The organism is Venenivibrio stagnispumantis (assembly GCF_900182795.1).
Lineage (GTDB): Bacteria > Aquificota > Aquificia > Aquificales > Hydrogenothermaceae > Venenivibrio > Venenivibrio stagnispumantis.
Genome location: NZ_FXTX01000019.1, coordinates 1 through 25,787 on the forward strand (window position 1 = coordinate 1; position 25,787 = coordinate 25,787).

Genomic DNA, 25,787 nt, shown 5'->3' on the forward strand with positions numbered 1-25,787 from the left:
TTTCCGGTATTTACTCCTATAACTACCTTTATCCCTTTTACTATTCCTATTAATATCTCTGTTTTTACATGCGATTTTACTTTTCTTAATTCTTTTCCTCTTTTCCATGAAAGCTTGTATGTGTCTGCATATCCAAATCCGGTTCCATCTGCTATTACGCAATAAAACTCTTTATTTTTCATCTCTTTCATTATATCTTTTGCTATTCTTTCTACGAGTTCATTTAAATTTTCAATTTGGAGTTTATTTATTCTGTAATGCATTGTAGAGAAATCTGGTATTTCATTGAAATATTTTAATTCTCTTAATTCTTCTTCCAGCTCTCTAAAAGATAAATCTTTAAGGACTTTTAGAATTAGGGCGAATATAATAATTTTATCGTCATATTTTTTAGGTCTTCCTCTCTTTTTTTCTTTTTCAGTTATTATATTATGTAGTTCATTTAAATATTTAGATGCTATTTTTAAAATTTTATGCTTAGAAACTTTTCTTTTCATCTTCATAACCTCTAACTTTTACCAGTTTTTTAACCTTGGTAAACAATGATTAGATAATATGTTAAGCAACTGATTGTTTGTCAAGTATTAGCGAATTTTTAAACACTCTCACTTTATTTTTCTAAAGTTAAGTTTTAAAAAATATCTTCTTTATTTACATCTAATTCTAATAGTTTTGAAGGCTCCTTATCATCTTTATTAGAAGAATTTTGTTCAAAATATGTAATTATTATTCCATTTCTTAAAGCAAAAAGTGTAAGTCCAAGCGTTACCATAGAAGTTCCACCACTTATATTTACAACTATATCTTCATCTTTATAAGCACTTTTTTTAATTTTAGATGCTAAATTTATTAATTCTTTCTTTATTTCTTCAAAATTATTAAAATCAATAGGATTTGTAAATTCAACTTTGTTTCTAAAATTAGGTAAAACTATATCTAAGCATTCTAAAAATTCTTCTTTTTGTTTTGAAGATTCAGGACTTGTAAGCATATAAACTTTTTCTAAATTATCTCTATAATCATATATATGCCTTAGGGGTAATTCCCAATTTAATTCTAAATTTCTTTTACCAAGCAAGCCTTGCTTTAAATTTTCTTTAAATTGTTCAAATTTATCAATATTTCCATTAGGTTTAGATAAAGCCATTAATAAAACTTTTTTTGTGTTAGGTTTTAAAGGATATAAAATTATAAAAAATGCTCCTACTATGAAAATATCTATACCTGATGCAACTGCTAACCACCAATTTCCATCCTTTAAGAAATCTGCAAACCAAGATAACAATGTCAAAATAGAAATAAAACCAATAAGTCCATATAATCCTTCAAATTTTCCGGTAAATAAATCTTTTAAAATTAGAGAAGTAGTTTTTCCTAAAGTATTAAATTTGAAAGAAATAATTAAGAATGAAATTATGATTTGAACGATTGTTATATAGGTAACATAATTTTTATAAAGGTTATAACCTACTGCGATTGAAAGTAAAATTACAATACATATAATGAAAAAAATAGCAAACCTATTTCCCATAGAAATTTTACTCCAAAAATCCATATCCTATGGCAGTTTTTGCTCCTAATCCTATGTATCTAAATGCTTTTCTTAAATCTTCTTTTAAATTTCCTCCGTATATATGGGTATTTTTAAAATAAAATCTAAATGTAGTGCCTTCCGGTATAGCTAAAAATGTTATCGGATTTGGTTGTTGCCAATCTGCCGGTGGCTCATTATTTTGATAATAATCCGGAAAATGAACATTCATAATATCAATATCAAATCCTTTAAACTCTTTTGGATAAGCATCTAAAAAGATAAGTTTTCCTTTATATTCTTGATTTCCGAATATATCAACTAATTTTTTAATTTTTTCTTCTTCAATGGAATTTATAAACTCTATTAAATCATTATTTATTTTATCTAAATCTTCTTTTGATAAATCATTTTTTATTTCTTTAAATTCTTCATTAAACTTATTGCCTTTTATCTTTTTTAAAAAATCTTCTTTAACCTTATCAAATTTATCTTCTTTATAGCTTTCTATCAATTTTTCTAAAACAAAAAATTTATAGCTATCCCAATTTGCCAGTTCCCAAATTTTATATGCTCTCAAAACTCCTTTTACGGCAGATGATGGAATATAAGGAACTCCATAAACATGATGAAGTTTTATAGAAACTTCTAAAACAGAGCCACTCCCGAGTCCAACCACAAGCCTTGAAGATGTTTTAAAGGAAAAACTACAATCAGAAATGTTTTCCTGTCTTTCATTAATCTTACTTATAACTTCTTTTATTCTTCCCTCTTTGATTTCTTTTAATAGATAATTTCTGTTGGTTTCAAATTTATTTCTTAATTTTAGAAATCTATTAATTAATTCGCAATTTTCTTTATTTTTGTTCTCATTTCCTTTTTTTTCATTATATTCATGTATACTTCTGCCTTGTAATTTTATAGAAAAAGATACTTCTTCATATTTATCTGAATTATTTTTCGTTTTTCTTTTATTACAGTTAAGTAATTCGGTAAAAAATTTTCCGTCTAATTTTTCTTTACTTATTTCATAACCTTTATATTTAATTTCTATAAGTTTATTCATGCCAACTTTAAATACTTCATCATCTTTTAAAACTAAAGAAAAAGCTAAGTTTTTTGGAAATGCTATCTCTAAAAGTTCTTTTTTATCTTCTTTCTCAAGGAAAAAATCCAAATATTTGTTTAATAAAAGAGATATATTGTCAATTTTCCAATTATGAGCTTTTAAAACTTCGTTTGTATCCATTGGTATAGGTGAAACTAATCTTATATTTATCATCTTTACCCCTCATTACCTTTTTTATCTTCTATCATTGCATCAACAAACCTTTTAAGCCAGTTTAAAAATCTTAATGTTTCTTCTGTGGTTAATATATATTTATAAGTTTCCGTAAAAACTAAATTTCTAAAAATTGAATCTTGTAATTCTAAACTCAAAAATTGAAAATAAGCCTGTATATTAAACTCATCTATACTTTTCTCTTTTAGATTATAATTCAAATATCTGTTGTAGTTATCTCTAAGCTTTCTAAATAGCTCATTAAATTCATTTTTTTTATTTTCTCCTTCTTTATTTTTCTTTGATTTAATCAAATTTCTATACTCATCTTGAATCTTTTTTAATTCGTTTAATTTTTTATAAAAATCAAAAAAGTCATTTCTATTGCCCTTATAAATATCTTTTTCTCCAAAAATGTTTTTAGTATATTCATTTTCTTCAAATAAATATCTTCCAATAATATAAGCCAACATCAAATGCTCAGGATTGCCTTTTGAAAATAAAAAAGCCATTGTATTTCCAAAACCATTTGTTAATATTAAAGTAGGTGCTTTTTTTACTAAGGATTTAAATTTTTCTGCTAACTCTAAATCTTTTATAGAATTTACACATTCATAACTATATTCTGCTCTTTTTTGTTCAAGAGTTTTTCCCATTTTTTTATCCTCCGATATGAAGTTTTGTGAAACCTCTTCCTAAGGTTTCATCTCCACCAAATTGGAAAATTTTATCTTCTATAAAAGATGTTATTTTTCCTAATCTCTTTTCATTACCTGTTCTTGAAAAGATTAAGTTATAAAAAATTGTTTCAGCCGGAACAAGTTCCTCATACCATAAAGCTTTGTCTGAAACTGTACCTTTTGTCTGGTCTATCCTTATTCTTGCATTTACTTCTGTATGATTTTTTACAAAATATCTAAATCTATCATCTGAAATGATAGCTATTTTTTCTTTTTCTATCTCTTTTTTCAAATTTTCAGGAAGAGCATTATATAGTTTTTCAATCTTATCTTGTTCGTTAGACTTTTGAGTAAAAGATATTTCTTCTAAAACTAAGAATTGATTATTTATAACTATTTCTTCACCGGCAATTGTTTCTTCATCTTTAAGCTCTATATTTAAATCTAAACCTTTACCGGTATCTCTTTTATATCTTTCTATTACCATAGGGCAGGTTATCCATGCAAAAATGCCTCTTACAGATTTTACCGGAAAGAATAAAATCTTAGCATCTGTAAAAATTACATCTCCTTCTTGCTCTCCATATCCGAAAATTTCAAAAAACTCTTTCTGTTCTGGTGTTAGATTGTCTGATGGTTTGTCAGGAATTTCTACATTCCCAAAAATAGTTTTTCCATAATCAGCTCTTATTACTCCTTTTATAGAAGAAGAAGGAATAACCGGAAAATCCGTGTGGGCTTCTCTTTGTATCGGTAAATCTATAATGTCTAAGGTTGTTCCACTTCCAACATGAAGTGGCGTATGACAATGATAAAATACTGCATTTTTATCCATTTTTTCTTCCTCCTACTTTTCCTATTATTGATAATCCAAAACCTGCTGGATTTTTTACATCAAAATAAGGATATTCATTTATTAAAAATGATGGTTTTAACCAAAATCTGTCAAAGATTTCATCTAATTTATTTTCATCTTCAAGTTTATAATAAAATACAGAACCTTCCGGTATAAGTCTAAAAATTCTTGTAGGAAAAGATTTGTTTTGATTGTGTAAATTAATCCAACCGGAATAAGATATAATACTTTCTATTTGTTGTATTAATAATTTTGCACCTTCTATATAAGGAATTCCATTTGTTGGAGTTAGAAGGACAATTTTAAAAAATTTATCTTCTTTAACTGATTTTTTAATCTCTTCTTTTATATCTTTAAATCTTTCTTTTATATCAATATCTAAATTTTGTATTTTTGCAGATTTTGATTCTCCTCCTACGGTTATATAATCAAGCTGTATATTATCTTCTGTTTCAACTGCTATATTTACATCTTCATAAAATCTTAAAAAATCTTGGAAATATAAATATCCTTCTTTTGTTGTTCTTGTTTTTCTTTCTAAGGATATACCGGCTCTCAGTTCTGTTTCATATAGATTTTTAAAATCTTTCTCTTCTAATTTTTCTGATTTTAGATAATTTTTTAATCCGTCTTCTGAAATATAAGGCTGAGGATTTTTTAATTTTTCTTTTATTTCATAATCAAGGGTATATTCTAAATCATATATATTTGAAAAAATTTCTTTTGTATAATTTAATCTTGGTATTATTATTTCTTTTTCATATAACTTTATATCTGCCGGTGTTTTAAAGAAGAATTTATTTTCTTCAATATATGATATAAAACTGATATTTAGATTTTTACCGGTTTTTTTGTTTAAAGCAGATAAAATTGGCACAGGATTTAAGAAAAAATTACCGGATTTAAAATTATCTTCACCGGCATTAAACGGTTTACCATTTCCGAAAATTAAAACATCAATTGGCATTATCTTTATCATCTTTAACCTCTAAGCTGTTTTCATTTAGAAATTTTAAAATTTTTAAAACAGAAGAAAAATCATCTTTTTCATTAAAATCAACAATATTCTTTATGGTATTTTTTATATCATCTTTAATATCCTTTTTCTTCATTAAATAATCTGCAATTGTTTTAAAAAGTTCTTTTTCCGGATTTAAATCTTTTACTAAATCCTGATACTGATATGCCATAGTTCTTGGTATGTTTGTTTTTAAAAATTTAGTTATTTCCTCTATTTTATCCCATTCTTTTGTAATTTGCGCATAGCTGTAAGAATGTTTTATATATTTTATGCAAACCCTATTTTTGCCTTTATTTTTTGCTTCTGTTTCACATTGTCTAACTTGCTCTAAAACATAGTTAAGTGGTAATCTGTGATGGGCAAATACAACTCCGGCACTCATTGTGAATTTATATTCCATATTATCCGAATATTGAGGTTTTATATGTTCTTCATAAAAAGCCTTTGTTTTATCTTCAAATTTATCTCTTATTTCTTTGGCACATCTTAAAGCAGTATCAACCGGAAGCAATGCTAAAACATCATCTCCACCGGCATAAACTAAATAACCATTATTTTTATTTACTATATTTTTAACTTCTTTTGAAAAACCAGATAGAGTTTTACTTAATTCTTTTTGTATTTTATAATCTTTTAAAATTCCCAGCTTTTTACCCATATTATCCCCATCCATAAGGATAATAGCATAATGATAAATAGGCTTTATTTTATATTTCTCAGATTTTTCATATTTTTTGTAGAATTCATTTAATCTCTCTCTTACTTGTTCTGCTTTTTGACTATCTTCTTCTATAGTTTTCCAATTTTTCTCATTTTCCCAAAAAGTAGGCATAAGATATTCACCATCTATTTTTTCTAAATCTCTTTCATCTTTTAGAGATTCTATTTCTTTAAATATATTTAGAATCTCCCTTTCTAAATTGTTTTCTTTGATTTTCTTTTTTACCGGTATCATACTAATATCACTGATAGATGGAACTTTTTCTCTTTTTTTATAAACTTTATCTCTAAATAATCTCTTACCAAGACAAAATCCACATAATCTTTCTTTCTCACCTATTTTTATTTTGTATTTTTTCTTTAAATTTTCCCAAAATTTTTCTCCTCTGTAATCGGTAGAAGTAGCACCGAGGATAATTCTCTCTCCGCAAACACTACATTTATAAGCACCTCTTATAACTTCCGGTTTTAGCTCATATATGGTATTCATAAAAACTTTATAATCCGGATGTTCAAAAATGTTTTTCTCAATTTCTAAATCAACAACTTTAAATCCTTCAATATATTTAGGTTCTTTATATTTAAAACCTTTTAATGTTGCAATATATTTATCAAGTTCTTCTAATGTCTGAATATAATCGCTTTCATATTTTTTTAATGCAATAATTATATTTAATGCATTCTCTATCTGTTTTTCTGCTAAATTTTTAATATTTTCATCTGCAATATCTTCTTCAAAATTTAATAAATTTTTAATTAAAATTTCTCTAAAAAGATTTTCTGTATTCTCTATAAATTCTTTTATTTTTTCTTTTTCTAAATCTATAAAAAAGATTGATATATTTGTTATGTCAGCAATTTCTGAGTTTGAGTCTAAAAGATTTTCATCCGGAAAAATAAATTCCGGATTGTATTTTTCTTTTATATTTTTTAAGATTTCTTTCATAATATGATTTACAATAAAACTTCCTGCCCATAAATCAATCGTTTTTTTAGAATATGTTATAAGTTTTTGCACTGATGGTATTGTTATTTTACATAAATATCTCTCAGCCATCTTATCTGCCCCAATTGGTTTTTAGGAAATTTATAAGATTGTTTCTATATTCATAATATTTTTTATCATCTACATTTACAAATATGATATCTTTTCCTTTTACTATAACTTTATATTTGTCATTATGTGGCTTAAACTGAGAATAAAAGTTAGATAATATAATGCTGTATTCATCATTTTCTTTTTTTATGGATACAAAAAGCTGAGAAGCTCTTCTTAAACTTTTATTTTCTTTTTGGAGTTCTACGGAAAATTTGCCACTTGGATACTGAATATTTAATCCAAATGATGGATTTACTAAATTTATGCTTTTTTTGTTTTCTCTAAATGCATTCATAATAATTTTAAAATCATTAGTAGCTTTTTTATCTGAAGGATTTGCTTTTTGTGGATTATTTGGATTTATTCTAAAACCTCTATAATATCTACCTAAATTATCTAGAACATCTTCCCACGAAGATGCTCTTTGTCTTACTATTTCAATATTATATTTCCCATCAAAAAAAGTATTAATAACCGGTATATCTGTTTCTGTCTTTTCTTTTTTTATTAAGCTAATTAAATTTTCTATGGATATTTTTATGGCTTTATTAATATCTTCTTCTTTATATTTTTCAAATTCAAAATCTCCTATTTTTACCTTAGAACCTTTTATCTGCCAACTTCCGAAACCTCTTCTACTTCTTAACCCAAAACCTCCTAATGCAGTAGCAAGATAAAATGATAGAAGTATCAATCGTCTTTCTTCGGCTGATAAGTTATTGTTAAACAAAAATGATATTTCAAATATTCCTTCTTTTATTACATTTAATACTCTTTCTTTATTTACATTTATTGTAAATCCAAGATATTTTGCCCCTGCTTTTTGGAGAGTAAGATTTTTTTCTATTTTTAAATCTTTTTTATTTGATATCAAAAGGCGAAAAGGAGATTTTGTAGTTTGAGAACCAAATAATCTATCTTCTACTTTTTTTATTTCTTCTATATTATTTCCAAGGACAGAACCGGCTATTGCTCTAAACCAATAACGCATCATTCCTTTTATTTCAGATGGACGGATATTATCATTTTGACCGAATCCTCCGCCCATTAATGTAGGTGTTATAATCTCTACTTCTAAGGTTATCTCTTTCATTTATTTTCCCCTACGCTTTTTTTAATTAAAACGAAAAATTGTTATATTTTCTGACAGAATTTTATCATAAAGTTTTAAAAAATACTTTCTAAATTTTTTCCTTCTAAGACTTTAAAATATTTATTTTTAATCTCTGCTTTCGGGTTATAGTTATAAATATATGTGTCCCAGAAATGTCCGATAGCCATTCCAAGAGCAAAAGCTATTGCAACCGGTGTGCTTAAAAATATATGGTATCTGTTTATATGATATTGATTTTTTAAATCATTTAATAAAGTATATATTTCTGAAATATACTCTGCCCATTCATTTTTTTCCGGTAATGGTAAATTTCCTGCATTGAGAGTTTGTATATTAACTATTGCATAATCTTTATTGTTTGCTTTAAGATAATTTTCTACATCAGAAGTTAAATTATGGCTTGCCAGTCTTATTTCTACTGCTACATCTTCTGTGTTTTGTATATTTTTTATCTCATATTTTATTTTTTCAATCTCTTTCATTCCTTTTATGGTTCTTATTGTTTCTGCTGATGATAAATCTATTACCGGAACATATTTATCTGATTGATAATGATATAAAATTACCGGTTTTTTTGTCCCAAGTTTTATACCAAATCCCATTGCAAGAGATGCCGGAGTTGCAAAGGCTATATGTAAAATTCTGATTTTATTTTCAAATTTAGAATATATATTTTTTAATTTTTCTTCAAATAGTTTAATTAAATTTTGCCATTCTTCTTCTTTTTCGGATAATGGCTTATCATAATACAGATATAAATCTTCTTCCTGAATATCAAATATATTTTTTAGCTTTTCTATGGAAAAATAAGATTTTTTATCTTTTATTTCTTTTTCAAGTTTTGTCAGTGCTGTTTTAACTTCTTCGGTTGATTTATTTACCATTATTAAAAAAGGAATATCTATTGCTTCTTCCCCTATCCAGTATAATAATTCATCTATGGTATCTGCATAATCCGGTTTTATAAGTTTTAATCCTTGTTCTTTGGCTACTTTTTCTTTTTCTTCTATACCATCAACTGAGAAAATTTCTTTTTCTTTATTTACAACACCTGTAAATGCAAATTTATCTATATTTTCTCCTTTTGTTAATAAACCAACCAAAACCGCAAGCATAAATGATTTATGGGTAAAATCTTTTTCAAAGATTACGAAAAACGGCTTATTTACAATATCTTTTATTGTTTTTAATGCTTCTATTTTATCTTCTTTTAAAGAAAAGCTTAGAGTGTCTGTTTCTTTTGGAAGTTCTATAATATAGGCTTTTGTTATTTCTGCTTTATCTTTGAGTGCTATTGGAAATTTTACTTCTATTGGTGTAGATGTAAATATTTTTTTTACATTTAAAGCCGGCATATTTAATAGTTCTGAAAGTTTTTCTACATCAAGTAAATCATTTTTTTGTTTTATAGCTTTCCAGATTAAAAATTTCTCTTCATCCGATACATTTTTATCTGTAAGTAGTTCATATAATACCGGTTTATCTTCTTCTGATAGTTTTTTTGATTTTATTATTTTTATTCTGTCTGATGGATCATTCTTGAATTTCTCTAACATCTATTTTTTCTCCTATGTAATCTATATTTACTTTTTTATTAAATTCTTGTGGAATTTCTAAGATTATATTTTTTGGAAGTTTATCAAATTTATATTCTTCATCAAAAACTTTTATTACAACTGCTTTTCCTATTAAATCATCAGAAGGTATTAATTCTATATAATTTTCTTCCGGATAATAAAACAAGTCAAAATTTTTGCCTTTATAATACTCATTTTCTTCTGAAGCTGCAAGGAGCTGTTCTTCCAATCTTTCCGGTGCAAGTTCTATAACATTTTCTTCTTCAAGCATATCAAAAACTCTCAAAGCTAATTCTTTTACATCAGAAGCTTCTAATCGGTGAAATTTTACCTGTGGATAGGTATCTATATCCGGTATTTCCGACATTCTTTTATGTTCCGGAATTCTCTCATTCTCAAATATAACTTTTTTTAAAATTTCTTTATCTTCATATGATAAAACAAACATTTTTCTTGCTTTTTTGATTTCTTCTTCTGTGAGATAAAAGATATTCCAAGTTTCTATAATAAAAGGTTCATCGTCTAAAAAAACAAGCATATCGTTTTTATTTCCGAGTTCCCACCACTCAGAAACCTTCGCGAACATATAATATTGGTCTTCCATTCCTAAATATACTGCATAGATTGGTTTATTTTTATAGCAAAAATAGATTATATCTCCAAATTCTAATGAAATTTCTCTTTCTTTTTCCGGACAATCAGCTATTTCTTCGTTTCTTTCACTTATATAGATGTTATAGATTTCTTCTATATATTTACCCATTTTTAATCACTCTCCGATAATCTATAATTTATAAACATAATTTTTTGCATATTTCTGACATTAGAAATTCATCTATAAAAAGTTGAAATCCATCATAACTAAAGTTATAAATTGATACAAATTTTGTGAGTTTTTCTTTTTTTAATCTTTCTACTCTTTTATATATGGCATCTTGGGACAGGTTTTCAAGGCAATAATTTTTATCATTTTTATCTTTAAATACTATATGGCATAAAACCTTTAAATCTTCTTCTGATAAAAACTCTTTTATTTTTTCGGATATTTCTTTTGCTTCTATGTAATCAAGTTGATTTTTAATTTTTGTATCCGGTATAGTTTCAAAAATATCTATCTGGTTATCTTCTTCATCTTTTATAACCGAGATAGTCTCTATCTGTAATTTTCTTTTTTCATCGTCTAAAAAATGTCTTATTGAGGCTTTTAAATAATTTATTATTCCGGATTTATCTTCTTTAAATTTTTCTTCGTATAATTTCCTTTTTAATATAATTTTTTCTTCATAAAAGCTACTATACAAATCTTCGAAATCTTCTCTTGATTTTAAAATTTGATATTCCGGTTTATTTAATGTTTTAGCAAAGATACTTTTTATTATATTTTCGCCTTCTGGATTATAACCTGAGATATATTCATAAATCTGTTCTCTTAATTCTTTCATTTAGCAACTTTCTCCTGTAAAATCTTTAATTTTTTTAATTGCTTCATCTAAAACTTTATCATCACAACTTCCGCAATAAATTATATTTCCTTCATTTTCAAGTTCTTCAAAAATATGTTTATTTATATAAAAACATGCTTTTAGTCTCGGAGTTTCTTTAGCGAATATAAGTTTTTCTTTTGGATTCTTAATATCCATACCTAAGCATTCTATTTCTGATTTTGTATCGCAATTTTCTGTATTAATTTTTGGTCTTTCAAGGATTATATATCTGCTTAAAGCGAAAAAATAGATTTTATCTTCTGTTGTATTGATTAAGATTATTGGTCTTTTCTTAGATTTATCTTTTAAGCCATTATAACCGGATAAGGCTATTCTAGTTCTTTCATAAAGATTTTTTACCTTTACTATAAAAACCTTTCCTTTTTTATATTTTAGTTCAGAAAAAGCCTCCCTAAAAACTTCTCTAAAATTCATTTTAAATCCTTTTTTAGTTTAGTGTTAAAATAATTATACCAAAAAAATTTTTTATGCTATAATATTTTTGCTACTTGGCAACAGAATAAGAGAATAGGCTTTCTTTCTTGTTTTTAAGGAGAAAGATGAGCCTGTTAATCAAACGCTGTTTTATTTTTTGAAAAATTTTGCATTTTAAACAGAAAATATATTTCTGCTTGACTTAGCTTGTATCAATGATTAGCGAGAATATAACAGAAAATATATTTGCATTATTAGAGGTTCAATGCAAAAAATATCAATTTGCGGTTATTCAGTTTTAAATTAATTTTTGCTAAAAAATACTTGACAAAATTTAAAAATTTCATTATTATTTTTTATGAAAAAATTGACGGGTTTTATCTGAACTATGTGGGATAGAAAGTCCGGCACTATCGGACAATTGCTTACAAATCAATACTGTTTTATCTGAACTATGTGGGATAGAAAGTTTGGAGATATTACAGATAAAGGAAATACTACTTATGAGTTTTATCTGAACTATGTGGGATAGAAAGTCATATAGGCAAGCTCTTTTTCAGTGAGCTTACCGAGTTTTATCTGAACTATGTGGGATAGAAAGGCAGAAAAAGACTTGCTTTGTTCTTCCTACATCTGCGTTTTATCTGAACTATGTGGGATAGAAAGTTTAAAAGCTCTCTTGGCTCGCTACTTTCTTCTACTGTTTTATCTGAACTATGTGGGATAGAAAGATTCTACAATCTGAAATAGAAGATATGTTCTCTGGTAGTTTTATCTGAACTATGTGGGATAGAAAGATTCTACAATCTGAAATAGAAGATATGTTCTCTGGTAGTTTTATCTGAACTATGTGGGATAGAAAGATTCTACAATCTGAAATAGAAGATATGTTCTCTGGTAGTTTTATCTGAACTATGTGGGATAGAAAGATTGTAAGTTATAAACTTGTGGCGAAAGGAATTTCTGGGTTTTATCTGAACTATGTGGGATAGAAAGTTAGTTTATTTCCAACTTCCAATTCCAAAGTGGCAAGTTTTATCTGAACTATGTGGGATAGAAAGCTTCTAGAGAATATTTCTCTAGAAGACTCATAAATTCGTTTTATCTGAACTATGTGGGATAGAAAGAGTTTCAACTATAAATGGTTCTCCGTCTAAGAAAAGTTTTATCTGAACTATGTGGGATAGAAAGTTCTTTATAGAATTTAACAGAACTAAAATCCAACTTTCGTTTTATCTGAACTATGTGGGATAGAAAATAAATGTGTAAAAATGATTTAAAGGGGGTGATAAAGATGATAAGATTAATAGGTTTAATATTGGGGAAATTAATATTTTTAATATTGGGTTTAATATTTTACTTATTAGCATTTTTCGGTTTATTTTTAGGCATAGGAATGGCATTTGAAGGAGGTGATTTTAGATTATTAATAGCCGGTATAATAGGTTTTGTGATGTTAACATTATGGAATATAATAAATATAATATGGAATATAATAAAAATAGATAGAGAGGAAGTTCCAAGGTATTCTAACAATAATGAAACTTTCACTGATAATATGACAGATAACTATGATATTTCCAGTAACCATAGACTCTCCAGAATAGATGACCCTTGTGATATAACTAATCCTCTTAACCTTTGTAATACAGATAACCTTTGTGACATAACTAATCCTTTCAACCTTTGTGATACATTAAGCTCAAGCGATACAACAAGCCACATTGGAACAAACAATTTTGATTAAGTTTTATCTGAACTATGTAGGGACAGAAAAAAATATAAATTAAGTCTTGCTTTGAATGTCAAAAAAGATGTTTAAAAATCGTTTAAAATTTATAGATAATCTAAAAAATTTTTTATTAGAGGTAAAATAAAATGTGGTTTTTGTTAGGATTCGGAGCTATAGCAATTCTCGGTTTGCTTGCATTGGCAGGAGCAGATTCTAATCGTAATTGTAATTACTACGATTGCTGGATGTGGAGAGATGACAATGATGATTATGATTGGTTAAATAACAATGACGATGACGACTGGTGGTAAATTTTATTTCTCTTTAATTAAAAAGTTTTTTAAACCTATCAATAATAGTTAAACCGGTATTTTTTTCTCCAATTTCTTCTAAAAATTTTTCTTTATCCAAGATATAGTAATCAGGGAAGGTAGAATTTATTTCAAAACTTTCCAATGGAATTAAAAATCCAACTTTCTCTTTCTTTACTTTAAAAGCTTTAACTTTCTTTCCTTTTTCATGTTTTCCATCTACTTCCGGTGCTTCTTCAAAAATTTCCGGTGAACTTTGATAAAGAATTCTCCAACTCTTTCTGATTACTTCCTCGTATCTTCCTTGATAACTTTCCGGAACAGGAACTCCTTCATTTAAAAGAAATTCTCTTGCAATTTTAAGTGGGTCATCCGGATCAGGATTAATTTCAATTTTCTTATCGTTTAAATAATTTAAGAACATTAAGAAAAGAGAGTTATCTAAACCACGCATTATTTTTTCTATACCTTTTGCATCAGATTTTACCTGAACTTCAAAAGGTAAAAAACATGCTCTTCTCAAAACCTGTAATCCGCCTGAAAAATCTTGTAAATTAGATGTAAGAATTAACACCCTCTTAGTTCTTTCATCTTCACTTGTATGTTTTAAAACATCTTGTAATGCACTTTCAGAAAAATGCTTAGGATTTACTTCATCTATCAATAAAGGTGAAAGATTATCAGAAAAAAGTTTAGCTTCAATGGTGTAAGCTTGGCTATTTTGAGTTTTCTGTAATCTTCTGTAATTTATTTTTAAGGTTCCTAAGAGCCTTGCTATAACTTCAAGAATTGTACTTTTTCCTGCTTTTGCTACTCCCCCTAAAAGTGCAAAAATCGGGAAGAGATTAAGGTCAATTCCTTCTTCAAAGGCTCTTTTTCTTATAAAATATATAATCGGAGAATTAAATGCAAAAACTATTGCCTCACCTATAAGAGATGGATGCTTATAACTTGAATTCTTTGATATTTCTATATATTCTCTTAAAAGTTTTGCCATTTCCTTTGCTTTTGTTCTTATATCATCATCAATGTATATAGGAAATCCATTATATAGAAATCCATAAGAAATATCATGATATATAGTAGTTTCTTCAGTTCTTTGTTTTTGTAGTTCTTTTAATACATCTTTAAGTTTTTCAATATTATCTTTTGCCAGTATAATTTCTTTTCTTTTTTGGTTTAAAAACTTAATATCTTCTTCTACTTCTTCCAGTTTCTTTTTCTCTTCTTGTATAATCGTTGTGTCAGGGACTATTTTATTTACAATAATATTTTTAATAGTAATATTTGTTGCAAGTTCTGCAGATTTCTCTGCCACTTCTTTTAAAACTTGAATATTCCCATTAAGTATTGCTGTTTCTATATTAATACTAGGGGATATTCCTTTCTTTTCTGCATCTTTTAATATTTCCCTTTTGAAATCTTTATCTACTATGGTTTTAGCCTTACTTTTTTCTTGATAATAATCATTTATGTAGGTTTGAATTAGATTCGGATTATCTATTACTATAAAATCTTCTCCTTGCACTCCAAACCAAGCACTTATAGATGCATTTGCACTTCCTAAAATAACCCTTTTTATTTCATTATCTTTTCCGAGAAGATATAATTTTCTGTGAGAATTAGGAAGATGATAAATTTCTATCTCTTTTTGTAATGACTTAATAAGAAAAGGTTTAATTTTTTCTCGTATTTCCTTTAAAAAATATTGTATTGATATTTCATTTTCTTCTATTCCTATTAAAAGCTCAATCTGATTAAAATTTTTAAATACATCAAAGATAGCATTAATTGATGTGGAAAATGTAATGGCTAAAACTTTATTAAATCCTTCCAATAATGAAGCAGGATTTATATTTCTCCTCTCCGTAATCCCATCTTCATTAATAATAAGGCATGGTTTTTCTGCCAGTTCTTGTTTTGATGTCAATCCTATATCAAAAAGTCCTCTTTCCATACCATTATGCTTTGCCATTATAATATTTTATAGTTTATCATAAATTATGGAAGTTTTTGCAATAATTTCAAAAATTAAACCTGCATTATTTAAAGGTTTTAAATATATGCAAAAGATTAATCTTCATTTTTTTCTTCATTCATATTTTCTTTTTTCTCTTCTTGCACCTGTTTCGGATTACAAGGTTCAGGATTTATTAAAACGCAATATATTTTACCACCAAAAGCAAATATTACCGGTGCAAGTATTATGCTTAATATGTATTTCATCTTTTTACCAACTCCTATTTTATGGCATTAATGCTTTTATATCTGCTTTGTTTTTAGATATGTCTATTTTTACATATTCGTATTGAATTCCAGCTCAAAAACTTGTCTGGAGGCTTTATTAATTTCCGAATTAGCATTTATTTAAATCTTGTAAAAAGTTATTCAGAAAAAAGGGGCTTTTACCCCTTTTAAAAAATTATGTTTTTACAGAAGAAGATTTTTTATAATTATTCCAGCCTGTAAAACCACCTGCAAGAACTAATATGTTTTCAAATCCTAATCTTTCAAGTAAACTTGCAGCCAATGAGCCTCTTGGACCCAAACCACAATATATAACTATTTCTTTATTTTTATCAAGTTCATTATATCTTTCTCTGAGTTCCGGTAATGGAATGTTTATAGAGTTTTCTATCTTGCCATTTATTAGTTCAGATTTTGCTCTAACATCTAAAAGAATAAAATTTTCATCCTTAAGTTTTTCTTCTAATTCATTTGTAGATATAGCCTTAAAAGATTTTATTGGTTTTCCTGCTTTTGTCCAAGCAAATATATGATTTTCAAGGTATCCCACGATATTATCTATTCCAACTCTTCTAAGTTTAATAGTTATATCATCAATTTCTTTATTATTTTCTATTACAAGTAAAATCTCTTTTTCTGGGTCAAGTATCCATCCTGCAAATAATGAGAAAGGCATAAATTTATAATCCATACTTATAGATTCTGGAATATGTCCTCCTATCCATGAAAGATAAGACCTTGTATCAAGAATAATTTTATTTTCATCTATTAAGTTCTCAAATTCATTTACAGATAAAGCTTTTGGAGAAGGAAGATTTGAAATATATATAGCACCTTCTTCATTTATTTTAGAACATCTTTTGAAATGGTCAGGTGCAGGTGGCATTCCATCTAATAAAGTTTTAATAAATTCTTCTTCCGGAAGAGATAAAAGCTTGTTAAATTTTCTTTCATAGCCTATAGTAGAGCTTCTTTTTGTTGATAATGCTTTACCGCATAATGTTCCTGCTCCATGTGCCGGATAAACTTCTACAAAATCAGGAAGTTTCAATAGTTTTTGTAAAGAATTATATAATTTTTTGGCAAGTTCATCTTTTTTATCCGGAAATAAATCCGGTCTTCCCACATCACCGACAAAAAGAGTATCTCCGGTAAAAACTGCAACAGGCTCTTCTCCGCGGGATAAATCTGTAAATACATAAGATACATGTTCAGGAGTATGTCCTGGAGTATCTAAAACATCTATTTTTATGTTTTCTATCTGTATTACATCTCCCTCTTTAACAGAGATATGTTCTCTTTTACTTTCCTGCTTTGCTGGTAAATAAAGTTTTGCACCGGTTTTTTCAGCAAGCTCATAATGACCACCTATAAAATCTGCATGTAGATGTGTTACAAGAACAGCTTCAATTTCTACCCCAAATTCTTTTGCCTTTTGGATGTAATCTTCAATATCTCTTTTTGGGTCTATTACAATAGCTTTTGTTTGACCTGCAATCAGATAAGATATATGAGATATTCCATCTCCAATAAAAAATCTTTCTATTATCATTGATTTTACCTCCATGGTTAGTTAGTATTAACTAAAAAAATTATATCACATACTATAAATCTGGTATTTAGTATAATAGATGATAAAATATGAATATAAGTAAAAGAGAAATAAATATGGACAAGAGAAAAATAAACAGTTAGACTTTTTGTAATTTTTCATCTATTACACACAATACCCCTTATATCATGATGGAAAATTCATTTAGCAAATGTTATATAATATATTTTTCTTAAAATCAATTTCAAAAGGTGAGAAAATAAGTTGGAAAAACCAAGAGAATGGCTTAGGGAAAAAAGTATAGCAAAAAAGATATTGACAGAATCAAATTTAGTATTAGAAGTAATAGATGCAAGGATACCATTTGAGACAAGAAATGCAGTTGTAGAGCAGTTTGCAAAAGAGAGAAATAAAAGCCTGATTATTGTAATGAATAAATCAGACCTTGTTCCGAAAGATTTTTTAATGAAAGCAAAACAGATGATAGAAAAAGAGTATCCGGTAATTGTATTTTCTGCTCATAAAAATATAGGTATAAAAGAATTACAGGAGAAATTAAAAGAGATAGCGAAAAAAAAGGGCATTATAAAGGTAGGAGTTTTAGGTTATCCTAATGTTGGAAAATCTTCTATTATAAATAGCTTGAAAAAGAAAAAAGTAGCCATAACCTCTCCAAAACCCGGAATGACAACCGGAGAAAAATTAATAAAATTAGATGAAAATATATTCTTGATAGATACTCCCGGAATAATAACCCTTGAATTTCAAGAAAATTTAGCATTAAAAGGCTCATATATACCGGAAAAGCTACAGCAACCGGTAGAAATTGCTTTAAAACTTATAGAAAAAATATATAAAGAAAAAAAAGAGGCTTTAAAAGAGCTTTATAAGATAGAGCCGGAAGAAGATAGCTTAAAAACCCTTGAGAAAATCGCAGAAAAATTAAATTATAAAATTTCCGGTGGAGAGCTTGATTTAGACAGAACCGCAAAAAAAGTATTATGGGATTGGATAAAAGGAAATTTAAAAGCATACTGGTTATGATTTTTAACATTGCTAATATATATTAACCGTTATATCTTTTTTGTATATATATTGTAAAAGAGGTAGAAAAAAATGTCTGTTAATTATATAGAACCAAAATTAACCATAGAGCTTGCATCCCAATGTGTAAAATGTTCTGCCTGCAGGTCTGTTTGTCCTACTTATAGTGTTGTAAAAGAAGAAAGGTCTTCTCCAAGAGGAAGGCTTGCTCTTGCAGAAATGGTTGTAAGTGGAGAAATGCCATTAACAGAAGATGTAGTAGCCCAATGGAACCAATGTGCTATGTGCAGGAGATGTGAATGGATATGTCCTAATGAAGTTGAATATAAAGAAATTATGTTTAGAGCAAGGAATTTAGGAAAAGAAAAAGCAAAAAGAGATATATTTAAAGAAGTTGTATTTAAAGGTCTTGCAATGATGGGTAATCCTCTGACAAAAATAGGAATGAAATTTGCTCCTTCTTTACTTTCTGCTTACGGAAAAGCCCTTGGAAAAGAAGTTCCTGAGTATAACTCTGTTTATATAGATGTAGGAATACCTAAATATGCTAAGCTTATGCCAAAACCTTCTGCTAAGCCATTTGGACTAAGAGGAAAAGAGGTTAAAACAGAAAAACCAAAAGGAAGATTATTATTTTTTACCGGTTGTATGATAGATGCTTTCCACGGAAAAACCGGTGAAAGCGTATTAAAACTTATGGAAAAAGCAGGATATGATGTAGTTGTCCCAAAAGATATAAGATGTTGTGGAGCACCCCATTTATATAGCGGTGAGATAGAAGCATTTAATAAATTGATGGAACATAATAAAAAAGAGATAGATAAATATGAGTTTGATGCTATTGTGGTAGCGTGTCCTACCTGTGGTGGAGCATTAAAAGAAGAATATCATTATCCTGTGAAAGATTTTGCAGAAATATTAAGAGAAGAAGGATTTTATACCTTTAAAGGAAACGGAGAAAAAGTAACTTTCCATTTTCCTTGCCACTCTTACACTGCTATGAAAACAAACCCGAATGTATTTAGAGATGTTCTTCAAAATGTAAAAGATGTAAGCTATGTAGAAGGCGAAGAAGCTATGATGTGTTGCGGTTTTGCCGGATATTTCTCTGTTGCTAATTATGAAGTAGCTTCAGAGCTTCAAAAAAGAAAAGTAGAAGATATAAAGAAAACCGAGGCAACCTATGTTTTAAGCGATTGTCCCGGATGTGTTTTAAATATAGCAGACGGAATGTATAAACATGATTATTATAAAAATATAAAAGTAATGCATCTTGCAGAATATCTTGCAGAGAGATTAATAGAAGAAGGAGAATAAATGCCGTTATATATCCAGATAGCATTTAGATATTTATTATCTATAAAATCAAAAGTGTTATCTTTTATGACTGTTATATCAGTTATAGGAATAATAGTTGGTGTGACGGCTTTAATTGTTACCTTAGCTATTATGTCCGGTTTTTCTTATGGTTTAAAGCAAAAAATACTTGATACAGCCCCTACAATTATAATAACTACTTTATCAAATAACAAAATGCTACAAAATGACCCTGTTGTAGAAAAAGAGATTAAAAATATAAAAGAAGTGGTAGATTATGAACCATTTGTTTATTCAAATGCCATAGCATCAAAAGATGAATCTGTATTTCATATAATTGTTAGAGGAGTATATCCGGAAAAAGACAAAAACATAGCTTCAATTGATAAAAAATTAATAGCCGGTGATTATAGATTACTTAACAATGAAGATGCAGTAATCATAGGTAAAGATTTAGCAGTAGCCCTTGGAGTATGGGTAGGAGATAGCTTTAATATTATTTCCCCAATTGGAAGGAAAACAGCCCTTGGATTTTTACCCAAGATGAAAAAGGTTTATGTAGCAGGAATAGCAGATTTTGGTATGTTTGAATATGATTCTTCTTTTGTAGGAATAAATATAAATTCTGCAAGAGAATTTTTTGATATGGGCAGTTATATAACCGGATACCAACTAAAATTAAAAGACCCATACCAAGCAGAAAAGATAAAAGATATTTTAGAAAAAAAATTACCACCTGATTATATAGTAAAATCATGGATGGATTTAAATAAAAGCCTATTTCAAGCATTGGAACTTGAAAAACTTGCTATGTTTATGGTAATTGCATTAATAATTTTAGTGGCTTCATTTAATATTTCCAGCTTACTTACAACAAAAGCAAGAGAAAAGAGAAAAGATATAGCTATCCTAAAAACCATAGGAGCAGATAATAACTTAATTTTAAAAATATTTTTATCCCAAGGTTTAATAATAGGATTAATTGGAACAACTATTGGTGTATTACTTGGATTATCTATTGTGTATGTAGCAGATAGTTATCATCTTGTAAAATTAAATCCGGATGTTTATCTTATAAATTATCTTCCTTTTAAAATATCTACATTGGAAGTTTTAGCAGTATTTTTTACATCTTTAATAATATGTTTTATTTCTTCAATTTTTCCGGCTTATTCAGCATCAAAAGAAAATATAGCAGAAATACTTAGATATGAGTAATTTTATTTAAAAAACTCATTTTTTAACTTTATAAAAGTATCTTCTGAATATCCATTTTTGTAAATTTTAAGCAGATTTATTATTTTATCTTTATCTATATTTTCAAACAAATCTTTATTATTTAAGAAAAATGTTATAAGCTGGGTTACATTTTTTGGTGATAATGTTTTAGATGCTCTTTCAAAATCTATCAGATATACATCATAATTATCAGTTACCAAAACATTTGAGTAAGGTTTATGCATCTCTTCTTTATTTATTTTTAATATATCAAGTTTTCTTGCCTGATTTAATAAATTTGATAAGAGAATTTTGCTATTTTCTTTATTTAAAACTTCATTTAAAGGTCTTCCTTCTATATATCTATATGCTATAAAATCTTCACCTAATAAATATAGTTTTGCTCCTATATTATATTTATTTAACTCTTTTAAAATAATGCCTTCTTTTTTTATTGAAAATGTATAATCTTTTTTGATAGGTATTTTAAAAGATAAGAGAAGGCCATTGTAGTATCCGGCATATATTTTTGCCTTCCAGCCTTCTCCTATCTGTTTTAAATCTTTTATATCATCTTTTATCTTTTCAAAAAACATTTAAGCTTTTATTGCTCTTTCATATCTTTGGTTAATTACATCCCAGTTTAGATTTTTGAAGAATGCATCTATATAAGGTGGTCTTTTGTTCTTTTGGTCTACATAATAAGCATGCTCATAGACATCAAGAACTATTAGAGGAAAAGAACCAACAAAGCCATATTGGTTATGGGCATCAAATCCATTTACAAAAAGCATTTTATTATAAACATCATAAGATAAGGTAGACCAACCTCTGCAAGCTATTCCGGTTGCTTTTATTTCATTTAGACAGTTGTCAACAGAGCCAAATGTTTCTTCTATTGCAGTTTTCAACTCCTTAGAAGGCTCTCCTTTTCCACCACCTATTAAATTTTCAAAATATAATTCATGAAGAATAACACCCATATAGTTAAAGCTTTCTTCAACTTTTAAAGCCCTGTATTCAGAATAATTTTGATTTGCCTTAGACCTATCTGCAAAATCAGATGCCAACTTTTCTTGAATTTCATTATATTTTGCTACATAACCTTTATAATGACCTTCAAAATGAACTTCAATCTGCTCATCAGAGATACCAACTAAACCTTTTGGTTTAAGATAATCCTTTGGTTGAAGTTTTACTACTTTCATTTTACTTACCTCCTTTTTGGATTTAATAGGTTTTTTTTCTTCTTTTTCTAAAATTTCCATTGCATAGCTTTGGGTTGCAATTGTAGATAATGCCAAAATTTTCACAAAATCCCTTCTATTCATTATTTCAACCTCTGTTTTGTTATAAATATAATCTTATTTGATAAAAAATTTTTACCTATGATTAAAATCATTTAGTAAAAATATTTAATACATTAAAATGGTAATCTAAATTTAATAAAAAATAGGAGGTATTGCAATGCCAAAAGTAAATAGCTATGTAGACATTAGCACTATTGACAAAGAAGCTAAAAGAGATTTTATTGACAGACATTCTCCATTTGTTCATGTAGAAGGTGAAGCTATAAAAGGAGAAAAACTTAAGGTAAAAGTTAGAGTTGGTAATGAGTATGTTCATCCGGATGATTTTGACCATTATATTGCTTATGTTCAGTTATGGGATGGAGATACATTTTTAGCACAGGTTAATTTTGTTCCTGGAGTAATGGGAAATAAACCAAACCAAGCAGAAGTAGATTTTTATATAGTTCCTACAAAAGATAAGCTCAAACTCAATGCTATGAGCTACTGCACAAAACACGGTCTTTGGCAAAGTGAAACAGTTGAGGTTAATGTTATAGAAAAAGAACCTTCTAACGTTTAATACAACCATTTAAGCCCTCTTATGAGGGCTTTTCTCCCTTAAAAAATCTTCTTAATCTAAATCTTCTTAATCTAATAAGATTTTAATTTTTTCTCTATTTTTCTAATTTTTGATATCAATCCGGTAATCTATTACAATCAAAAATTTCTTAATTTACTCAAATATTTATCTAAATTTTAAAAAATCAAACACTGTTTTATTGACAAATTTAAAATATGATTATATCCTAATTATGTTAAATTTTTTAAACTTTTGGAGGTAATAATGGGAGAGTATCAAAGACCTACGGTTTCTATTATTGGAGCGGGAAATGTGGGGGAACATGTTGCCAATCTTATAGCTATTAGAGAACTTGCAAATATAAAGATGTTTGACCTTCCAAGAAAAACTGAAGATAAAACATTTGAAGTGGTAAAAGGAAAAGCCCTTGATATAAAACAGATGGCAACTTCACTTGGTGTAGATGTTGATGTAAAAGGTTATACCGTTACACCTGATGGACAGGGATACGAACCATTAAGAAACTCTGATATAGTTGTTATAACTGCCGGATTTCCAAGAAGACCCGGAATGAGTAGAGATGATTTATTGACTGCAAATGTAAACATTATAAGAACAGTTTCAGAAAGGATAGCCTTATATGCTCCAAATGCTACTGTTATTGTTGTATCTAATCCGGTAGATGTCCTAACTTATGCAACATTGAAAATAACAGGATTTTCAAAAAATAAAGTGCTTGGAATGGCAGGAGTTTTAGATACAGCAAGATTTAAAGCATTTATAGCAATGGAGTTAAAAGTTTCTGTAAAAAATATAAACTGTTATGTGCTTGGTAGCCACGGAGATGATATGGTTCCTCTTTTATCGGCTTCTAATGTAGGGGGAATACCATTAACAAAATTATTTAGTAAAGAAAAACTTGAAGAACTAATTAATAGAACAAAATTTGGTGGTGGAGAGATAGTTAATCTTATGGGAACTTCTGCTTATCACGCTCCCGGTTCTTCTGTTGTTGAGATGATAGAAGCAATATTAAGGGATAAAAAAGAGATACTTCCTTGCTCTGTTTATCTTGAAGGAGAAGATGCAAAATTTTATAATGCTTATGATGTTTGTATAGGTCTTCCAGTTAAAGTTGGAGCTCATGGATGGGAAGAAGTAGTAAAATTAGAACTTTCCGAGGAAGAGAAAAAAATGTGGGAATCTTCTGTAAAATCTGTTAAAGAAGGCATAAATAGAATAAAAGAGTTAAAATTAATATAGAGGTGTTTAAAATTGAGAACTATAGATGCAAAAACAATAACAGAAGCAGTAAAAAAATTAGTAATGGAAGCAAACTATTTTTTACCTGAAGATGTTCTAACTGCTTTCAAAGAAGCTATAAATAAAGAAGAATCACCTCTTGGAAAGGAGATATTACAGGAAATAGTAAAGAATGCAGAAGTAGCAGCTTCCGAGCAGATTGCATACTGCCAAGATACCGGATATCCTGTTTTCTTTGTAGATATAGGTCAGGATGTTCATATAGTGGGTGGATATATAACAGATGCAATAAATGAAGGAGTAAGACAGGCAACAAAAGAAGGGTATCTTAGAGCTTCTTTATCTTTTGACCCTGTTTTTGAAAGAAAAAACACAGGAGATAATACACCGGCTCTTATATATTACAACATTGTGCCTGGAGATAAAATAAAGATAAAATTTGCGGCAAAAGGTGGTGGCTCTGAAAATCAAAGTAAACAAGCAATGCTTAAACCTGCTGATGGATGGGAAGGTGTTAAAAAATTTGTCTTACAAGCAATAGCTAATGCAGGGCCAAATGCTTGTCCACCTTTTACCGTTGGAGTAGGAATTGGAGGAACATTTGATTATTCTGCCGTTCTTGCAAAAAAAGCGTTATTTAGAAAAGTAGGAGAGCCAAATCCTGACCCAATTGCTGCTAAAATAGAAAAAGAAATTCTTGAAGATGCCAATAAGCTCGGTGTTGGACCTCTTGGTTTTGGAGGAACTGTTACTGCAATAGATGTAAAAGTTGAGATGGCACCTTGCCATATAGCATCTTTACCGGTAGCAGTAAATATTCAATGCCATGCAGCAAGACATAAAGAGATAGAAATTTAAGGAGCAAACCATGGAAAAAAGAATTTTTACCCCATTAACAGATGAAATAATAGAAGATTTAAGAGCAGGAGATAAAGTCCTATTAAATGGATATGTATATACTGCAAGAGATGCAGCACATAAAAGAATGCTTCAAGAATACGAACAAACAGGAAAACTACCTTTTGATATAAGAGGTCAAGTTATTTATTATGTAGGTCCAACACCACCAAAACCGGGACATATTATAGGTTCTGCCGGTCCTACAACTGCATATAGAATGGATAAATATACTCCAAAACTATTAGAACTTGGTCTTAAAGGAACCATAGGAAAAGGATGGAGAGGTCCTGAAGTTAAAGAAGCTTTGAAGAAATATAAAGCAGTATATTTTGCTGCTTATGGTGGAACTGCAGCAATTTTATCAAAGCATATAGTATCGGTAGAAATGGTTGCTTATGAAGATTTAGGACCAGAAGCTATAAGAAAACTTGAATTTAAAGATTTTCCTGTGATTGTAGCAAACGATATATACGGTGGAGATGTATTTGAAGAAGGACAGAAAAAATATAGAAAATTAGTTATTACATAAAGG

At 28.1% G+C, this 25,787-nt stretch carries 25 protein-coding genes and 1 CRISPR repeat array; of the genes, 8 read left to right on the forward strand and 17 right to left on the reverse strand.

Annotation, left to right across the window (positions count from 1 at the left end):
- The 12 genes from QOR43_RS07050 to QOR43_RS07105 form a co-directional block, all read right to left on the reverse strand.
- On the reverse strand, positions 1-497 hold a 497-nt coding region (locus tag QOR43_RS07050), incomplete at its 3' end, for a transposase (RefSeq protein ID WP_283571460.1).
- Positions 498-631: 134 nt separating this feature from the next.
- A complete protein-coding gene (locus QOR43_RS07055; protein WP_265134987.1) occupies positions 632-1,531 on the reverse strand; it encodes a hypothetical protein in 900 nt (299 codons plus the stop codon).
- Between the two features lie 7 nt (positions 1,532-1,538).
- On the reverse strand, positions 1,539-2,813 hold the full coding sequence (cmr6, locus tag QOR43_RS07060) for a type III-B CRISPR module RAMP protein Cmr6 (protein WP_265134988.1): 1,275 nt from the start codon (positions 2,811-2,813) through the stop codon (positions 1,539-1,541).
- A gap of 2 nt (positions 2,814-2,815) precedes the next feature.
- Complete coding sequence (cmr5, locus tag QOR43_RS07065; RefSeq protein ID WP_265134989.1) at positions 2,816-3,469, reverse strand: type III-B CRISPR module-associated protein Cmr5; 654 nt, start codon at positions 3,467-3,469, stop codon at positions 2,816-2,818.
- Between the two features lie 4 nt (positions 3,470-3,473).
- Entirely contained in the window at positions 3,474-4,328 is an 855-nt protein-coding gene (gene cmr4, locus QOR43_RS07070) for a type III-B CRISPR module RAMP protein Cmr4 (RefSeq protein ID WP_265134990.1), read from the reverse strand.
- Positions 4,321-5,328 carry a type III-B CRISPR module-associated Cmr3 family protein gene (locus QOR43_RS07075; protein ID WP_265134991.1) on the reverse strand — a complete coding sequence of 336 codons (1,008 nt, stop codon included), beginning with the start codon at positions 5,326-5,328 and terminating at the stop codon, positions 4,321-4,323. Before QOR43_RS07075 ends, cmr4 begins: the two co-directional genes overlap by 8 nt.
- On the reverse strand, positions 5,306-7,147 hold the full coding sequence (cas10, locus tag QOR43_RS07080) for a type III-B CRISPR-associated protein Cas10/Cmr2 (protein WP_265134992.1): 1,842 nt from the start codon (positions 7,145-7,147) through the stop codon (positions 5,306-5,308). The genes QOR43_RS07075 and cas10 overlap by 23 nt, the downstream gene beginning before the upstream one ends.
- 1 nt (position 7,148) lies before the next feature.
- Positions 7,149-8,282 (reverse strand): type III-B CRISPR module RAMP protein Cmr1, encoded by a 1,134-nt coding sequence (gene cmr1, locus QOR43_RS07085; RefSeq protein WP_265134993.1) that lies wholly within the window; start codon positions 8,280-8,282, stop codon positions 7,149-7,151.
- 74 nt (positions 8,283-8,356) lie between these two features.
- Positions 8,357-9,859, reverse strand: a complete 1,503-nt coding sequence (locus tag QOR43_RS07090; RefSeq protein ID WP_265134994.1) for an SAVED domain-containing protein — start codon at positions 9,857-9,859, stop codon at positions 8,357-8,359.
- The gene (locus QOR43_RS07095; protein WP_265134995.1) at positions 9,837-10,643 is read right to left on the reverse strand and encodes a hypothetical protein; all 807 of its coding nucleotides are present in this window, start codon (positions 10,641-10,643) and stop codon (positions 9,837-9,839) included. Before QOR43_RS07095 ends, QOR43_RS07090 begins: the two co-directional genes overlap by 23 nt.
- A gap of 28 nt (positions 10,644-10,671) precedes the next feature.
- The gene (locus tag QOR43_RS07100; protein WP_265134996.1) at positions 10,672-11,322 is read right to left on the reverse strand and encodes a hypothetical protein; all 651 of its coding nucleotides are present in this window, start codon (positions 11,320-11,322) and stop codon (positions 10,672-10,674) included.
- Positions 11,323-11,799: a hypothetical protein gene (locus QOR43_RS07105; RefSeq protein WP_265134997.1), complete on the reverse strand. Its 477-nt coding sequence runs from the start codon at positions 11,797-11,799 to the stop codon at positions 11,323-11,325.
- A 374-nt stretch (positions 11,800-12,173) separates the two neighbouring features.
- Positions 12,174-13,057: direct repeats of the CRISPR family, unit length 29 nt; unit sequence GTTTTATCTGAACTATGTGGGATAGAAAG.
- 36 nt (positions 13,058-13,093) lie between these two features.
- Between QOR43_RS07105 and QOR43_RS07110 the strand changes: the two genes are divergently transcribed.
- Positions 13,094-13,546: a hypothetical protein gene (locus QOR43_RS07110; RefSeq protein ID WP_265134861.1), complete on the forward strand. Its 453-nt coding sequence runs from the start codon at positions 13,094-13,096 to the stop codon at positions 13,544-13,546.
- Between the two features lie 309 nt (positions 13,547-13,855).
- Here the strand turns inward: QOR43_RS07110 and QOR43_RS07115 are convergent, their stop codons facing one another.
- The 3 genes from QOR43_RS07115 to QOR43_RS07125 all read right to left on the reverse strand — a co-directional run bounded on the left by QOR43_RS07115 (position 13,856) and on the right by QOR43_RS07125 (position 17,641).
- Positions 13,856-15,817 (reverse strand): phospholipase D family protein, encoded by a 1,962-nt coding sequence (locus tag QOR43_RS07115; protein ID WP_265134863.1) that lies wholly within the window; start codon positions 15,815-15,817, stop codon positions 13,856-13,858.
- A 98-nt stretch (positions 15,818-15,915) separates the two neighbouring features.
- On the reverse strand, positions 15,916-16,068 hold the full coding sequence (locus tag QOR43_RS07120) for a hypothetical protein (RefSeq protein WP_265134864.1): 153 nt from the start codon (positions 16,066-16,068) through the stop codon (positions 15,916-15,918).
- Between the two features lie 196 nt (positions 16,069-16,264).
- Positions 16,265-17,641: an MBL fold metallo-hydrolase gene (locus tag QOR43_RS07125; protein WP_265134865.1), complete on the reverse strand. Its 1,377-nt coding sequence runs from the start codon at positions 17,639-17,641 to the stop codon at positions 16,265-16,267.
- A gap of 264 nt (positions 17,642-17,905) precedes the next feature.
- Here QOR43_RS07125 and QOR43_RS07130 point away from each other — a divergent pair, with 264 nt between their 5' ends.
- The 3 genes from QOR43_RS07130 to QOR43_RS07140 all read left to right on the forward strand — a co-directional run bounded on the left by QOR43_RS07130 (position 17,906) and on the right by QOR43_RS07140 (position 21,220).
- Entirely contained in the window at positions 17,906-18,685 is a 780-nt protein-coding gene (locus tag QOR43_RS07130; RefSeq protein ID WP_265134866.1) for a GTPase, read from the forward strand.
- Positions 18,686-18,757: 72 nt separating this feature from the next.
- Positions 18,758-20,002 carry a (Fe-S)-binding protein gene (locus QOR43_RS07135; RefSeq protein ID WP_265134867.1) on the forward strand — a complete coding sequence of 415 codons (1,245 nt, stop codon included), beginning with the start codon at positions 18,758-18,760 and terminating at the stop codon, positions 20,000-20,002.
- A complete protein-coding gene (locus tag QOR43_RS07140; RefSeq protein ID WP_265134868.1) occupies positions 20,003-21,220 on the forward strand; it encodes an ABC transporter permease in 1,218 nt (405 codons plus the stop codon). It begins immediately after the preceding gene.
- A gap of 2 nt (positions 21,221-21,222) precedes the next feature.
- On the opposite strand, the gene QOR43_RS07145 is transcribed toward QOR43_RS07140, so the two are convergent.
- Both QOR43_RS07145 and QOR43_RS07150 read right to left on the reverse strand, forming a co-directional pair.
- Entirely contained in the window at positions 21,223-21,816 is a 594-nt protein-coding gene (locus tag QOR43_RS07145; protein WP_265134869.1) for a serine/threonine protein kinase, read from the reverse strand.
- A complete protein-coding gene (locus tag QOR43_RS07150) occupies positions 21,817-22,428 on the reverse strand; it encodes a superoxide dismutase (RefSeq protein ID WP_265134880.1) in 612 nt (203 codons plus the stop codon). It lies immediately after the preceding gene.
- Positions 22,429-22,687: 259 nt separating this feature from the next.
- Here QOR43_RS07150 and QOR43_RS07155 point away from each other — a divergent pair, with 259 nt between their 5' ends.
- The 4 genes from QOR43_RS07155 to QOR43_RS07170 all read left to right on the forward strand — a co-directional run bounded on the left by QOR43_RS07155 (position 22,688) and on the right by QOR43_RS07170 (position 25,784).
- Positions 22,688-23,092, forward strand: coding sequence for a desulfoferrodoxin family protein (locus QOR43_RS07155; RefSeq protein ID WP_265134870.1), 405 nt, complete (start codon positions 22,688-22,690; stop codon positions 23,090-23,092).
- A 264-nt stretch (positions 23,093-23,356) separates the two neighbouring features.
- Positions 23,357-24,355: a malate dehydrogenase gene (locus tag QOR43_RS07160; RefSeq protein ID WP_265134871.1), complete on the forward strand. Its 999-nt coding sequence runs from the start codon at positions 23,357-23,359 to the stop codon at positions 24,353-24,355.
- A gap of 12 nt (positions 24,356-24,367) precedes the next feature.
- Complete coding sequence (locus tag QOR43_RS07165; RefSeq protein ID WP_265134872.1) at positions 24,368-25,213, forward strand: fumarate hydratase; 846 nt, start codon at positions 24,368-24,370, stop codon at positions 25,211-25,213.
- 10 nt (positions 25,214-25,223) lie between these two features.
- Positions 25,224-25,784 (forward strand): Fe-S-containing hydro-lyase, encoded by a 561-nt coding sequence (locus QOR43_RS07170; RefSeq protein ID WP_265134873.1) that lies wholly within the window; start codon positions 25,224-25,226, stop codon positions 25,782-25,784.
- Positions 25,785-25,787 lie beyond the last annotated feature (3 nt).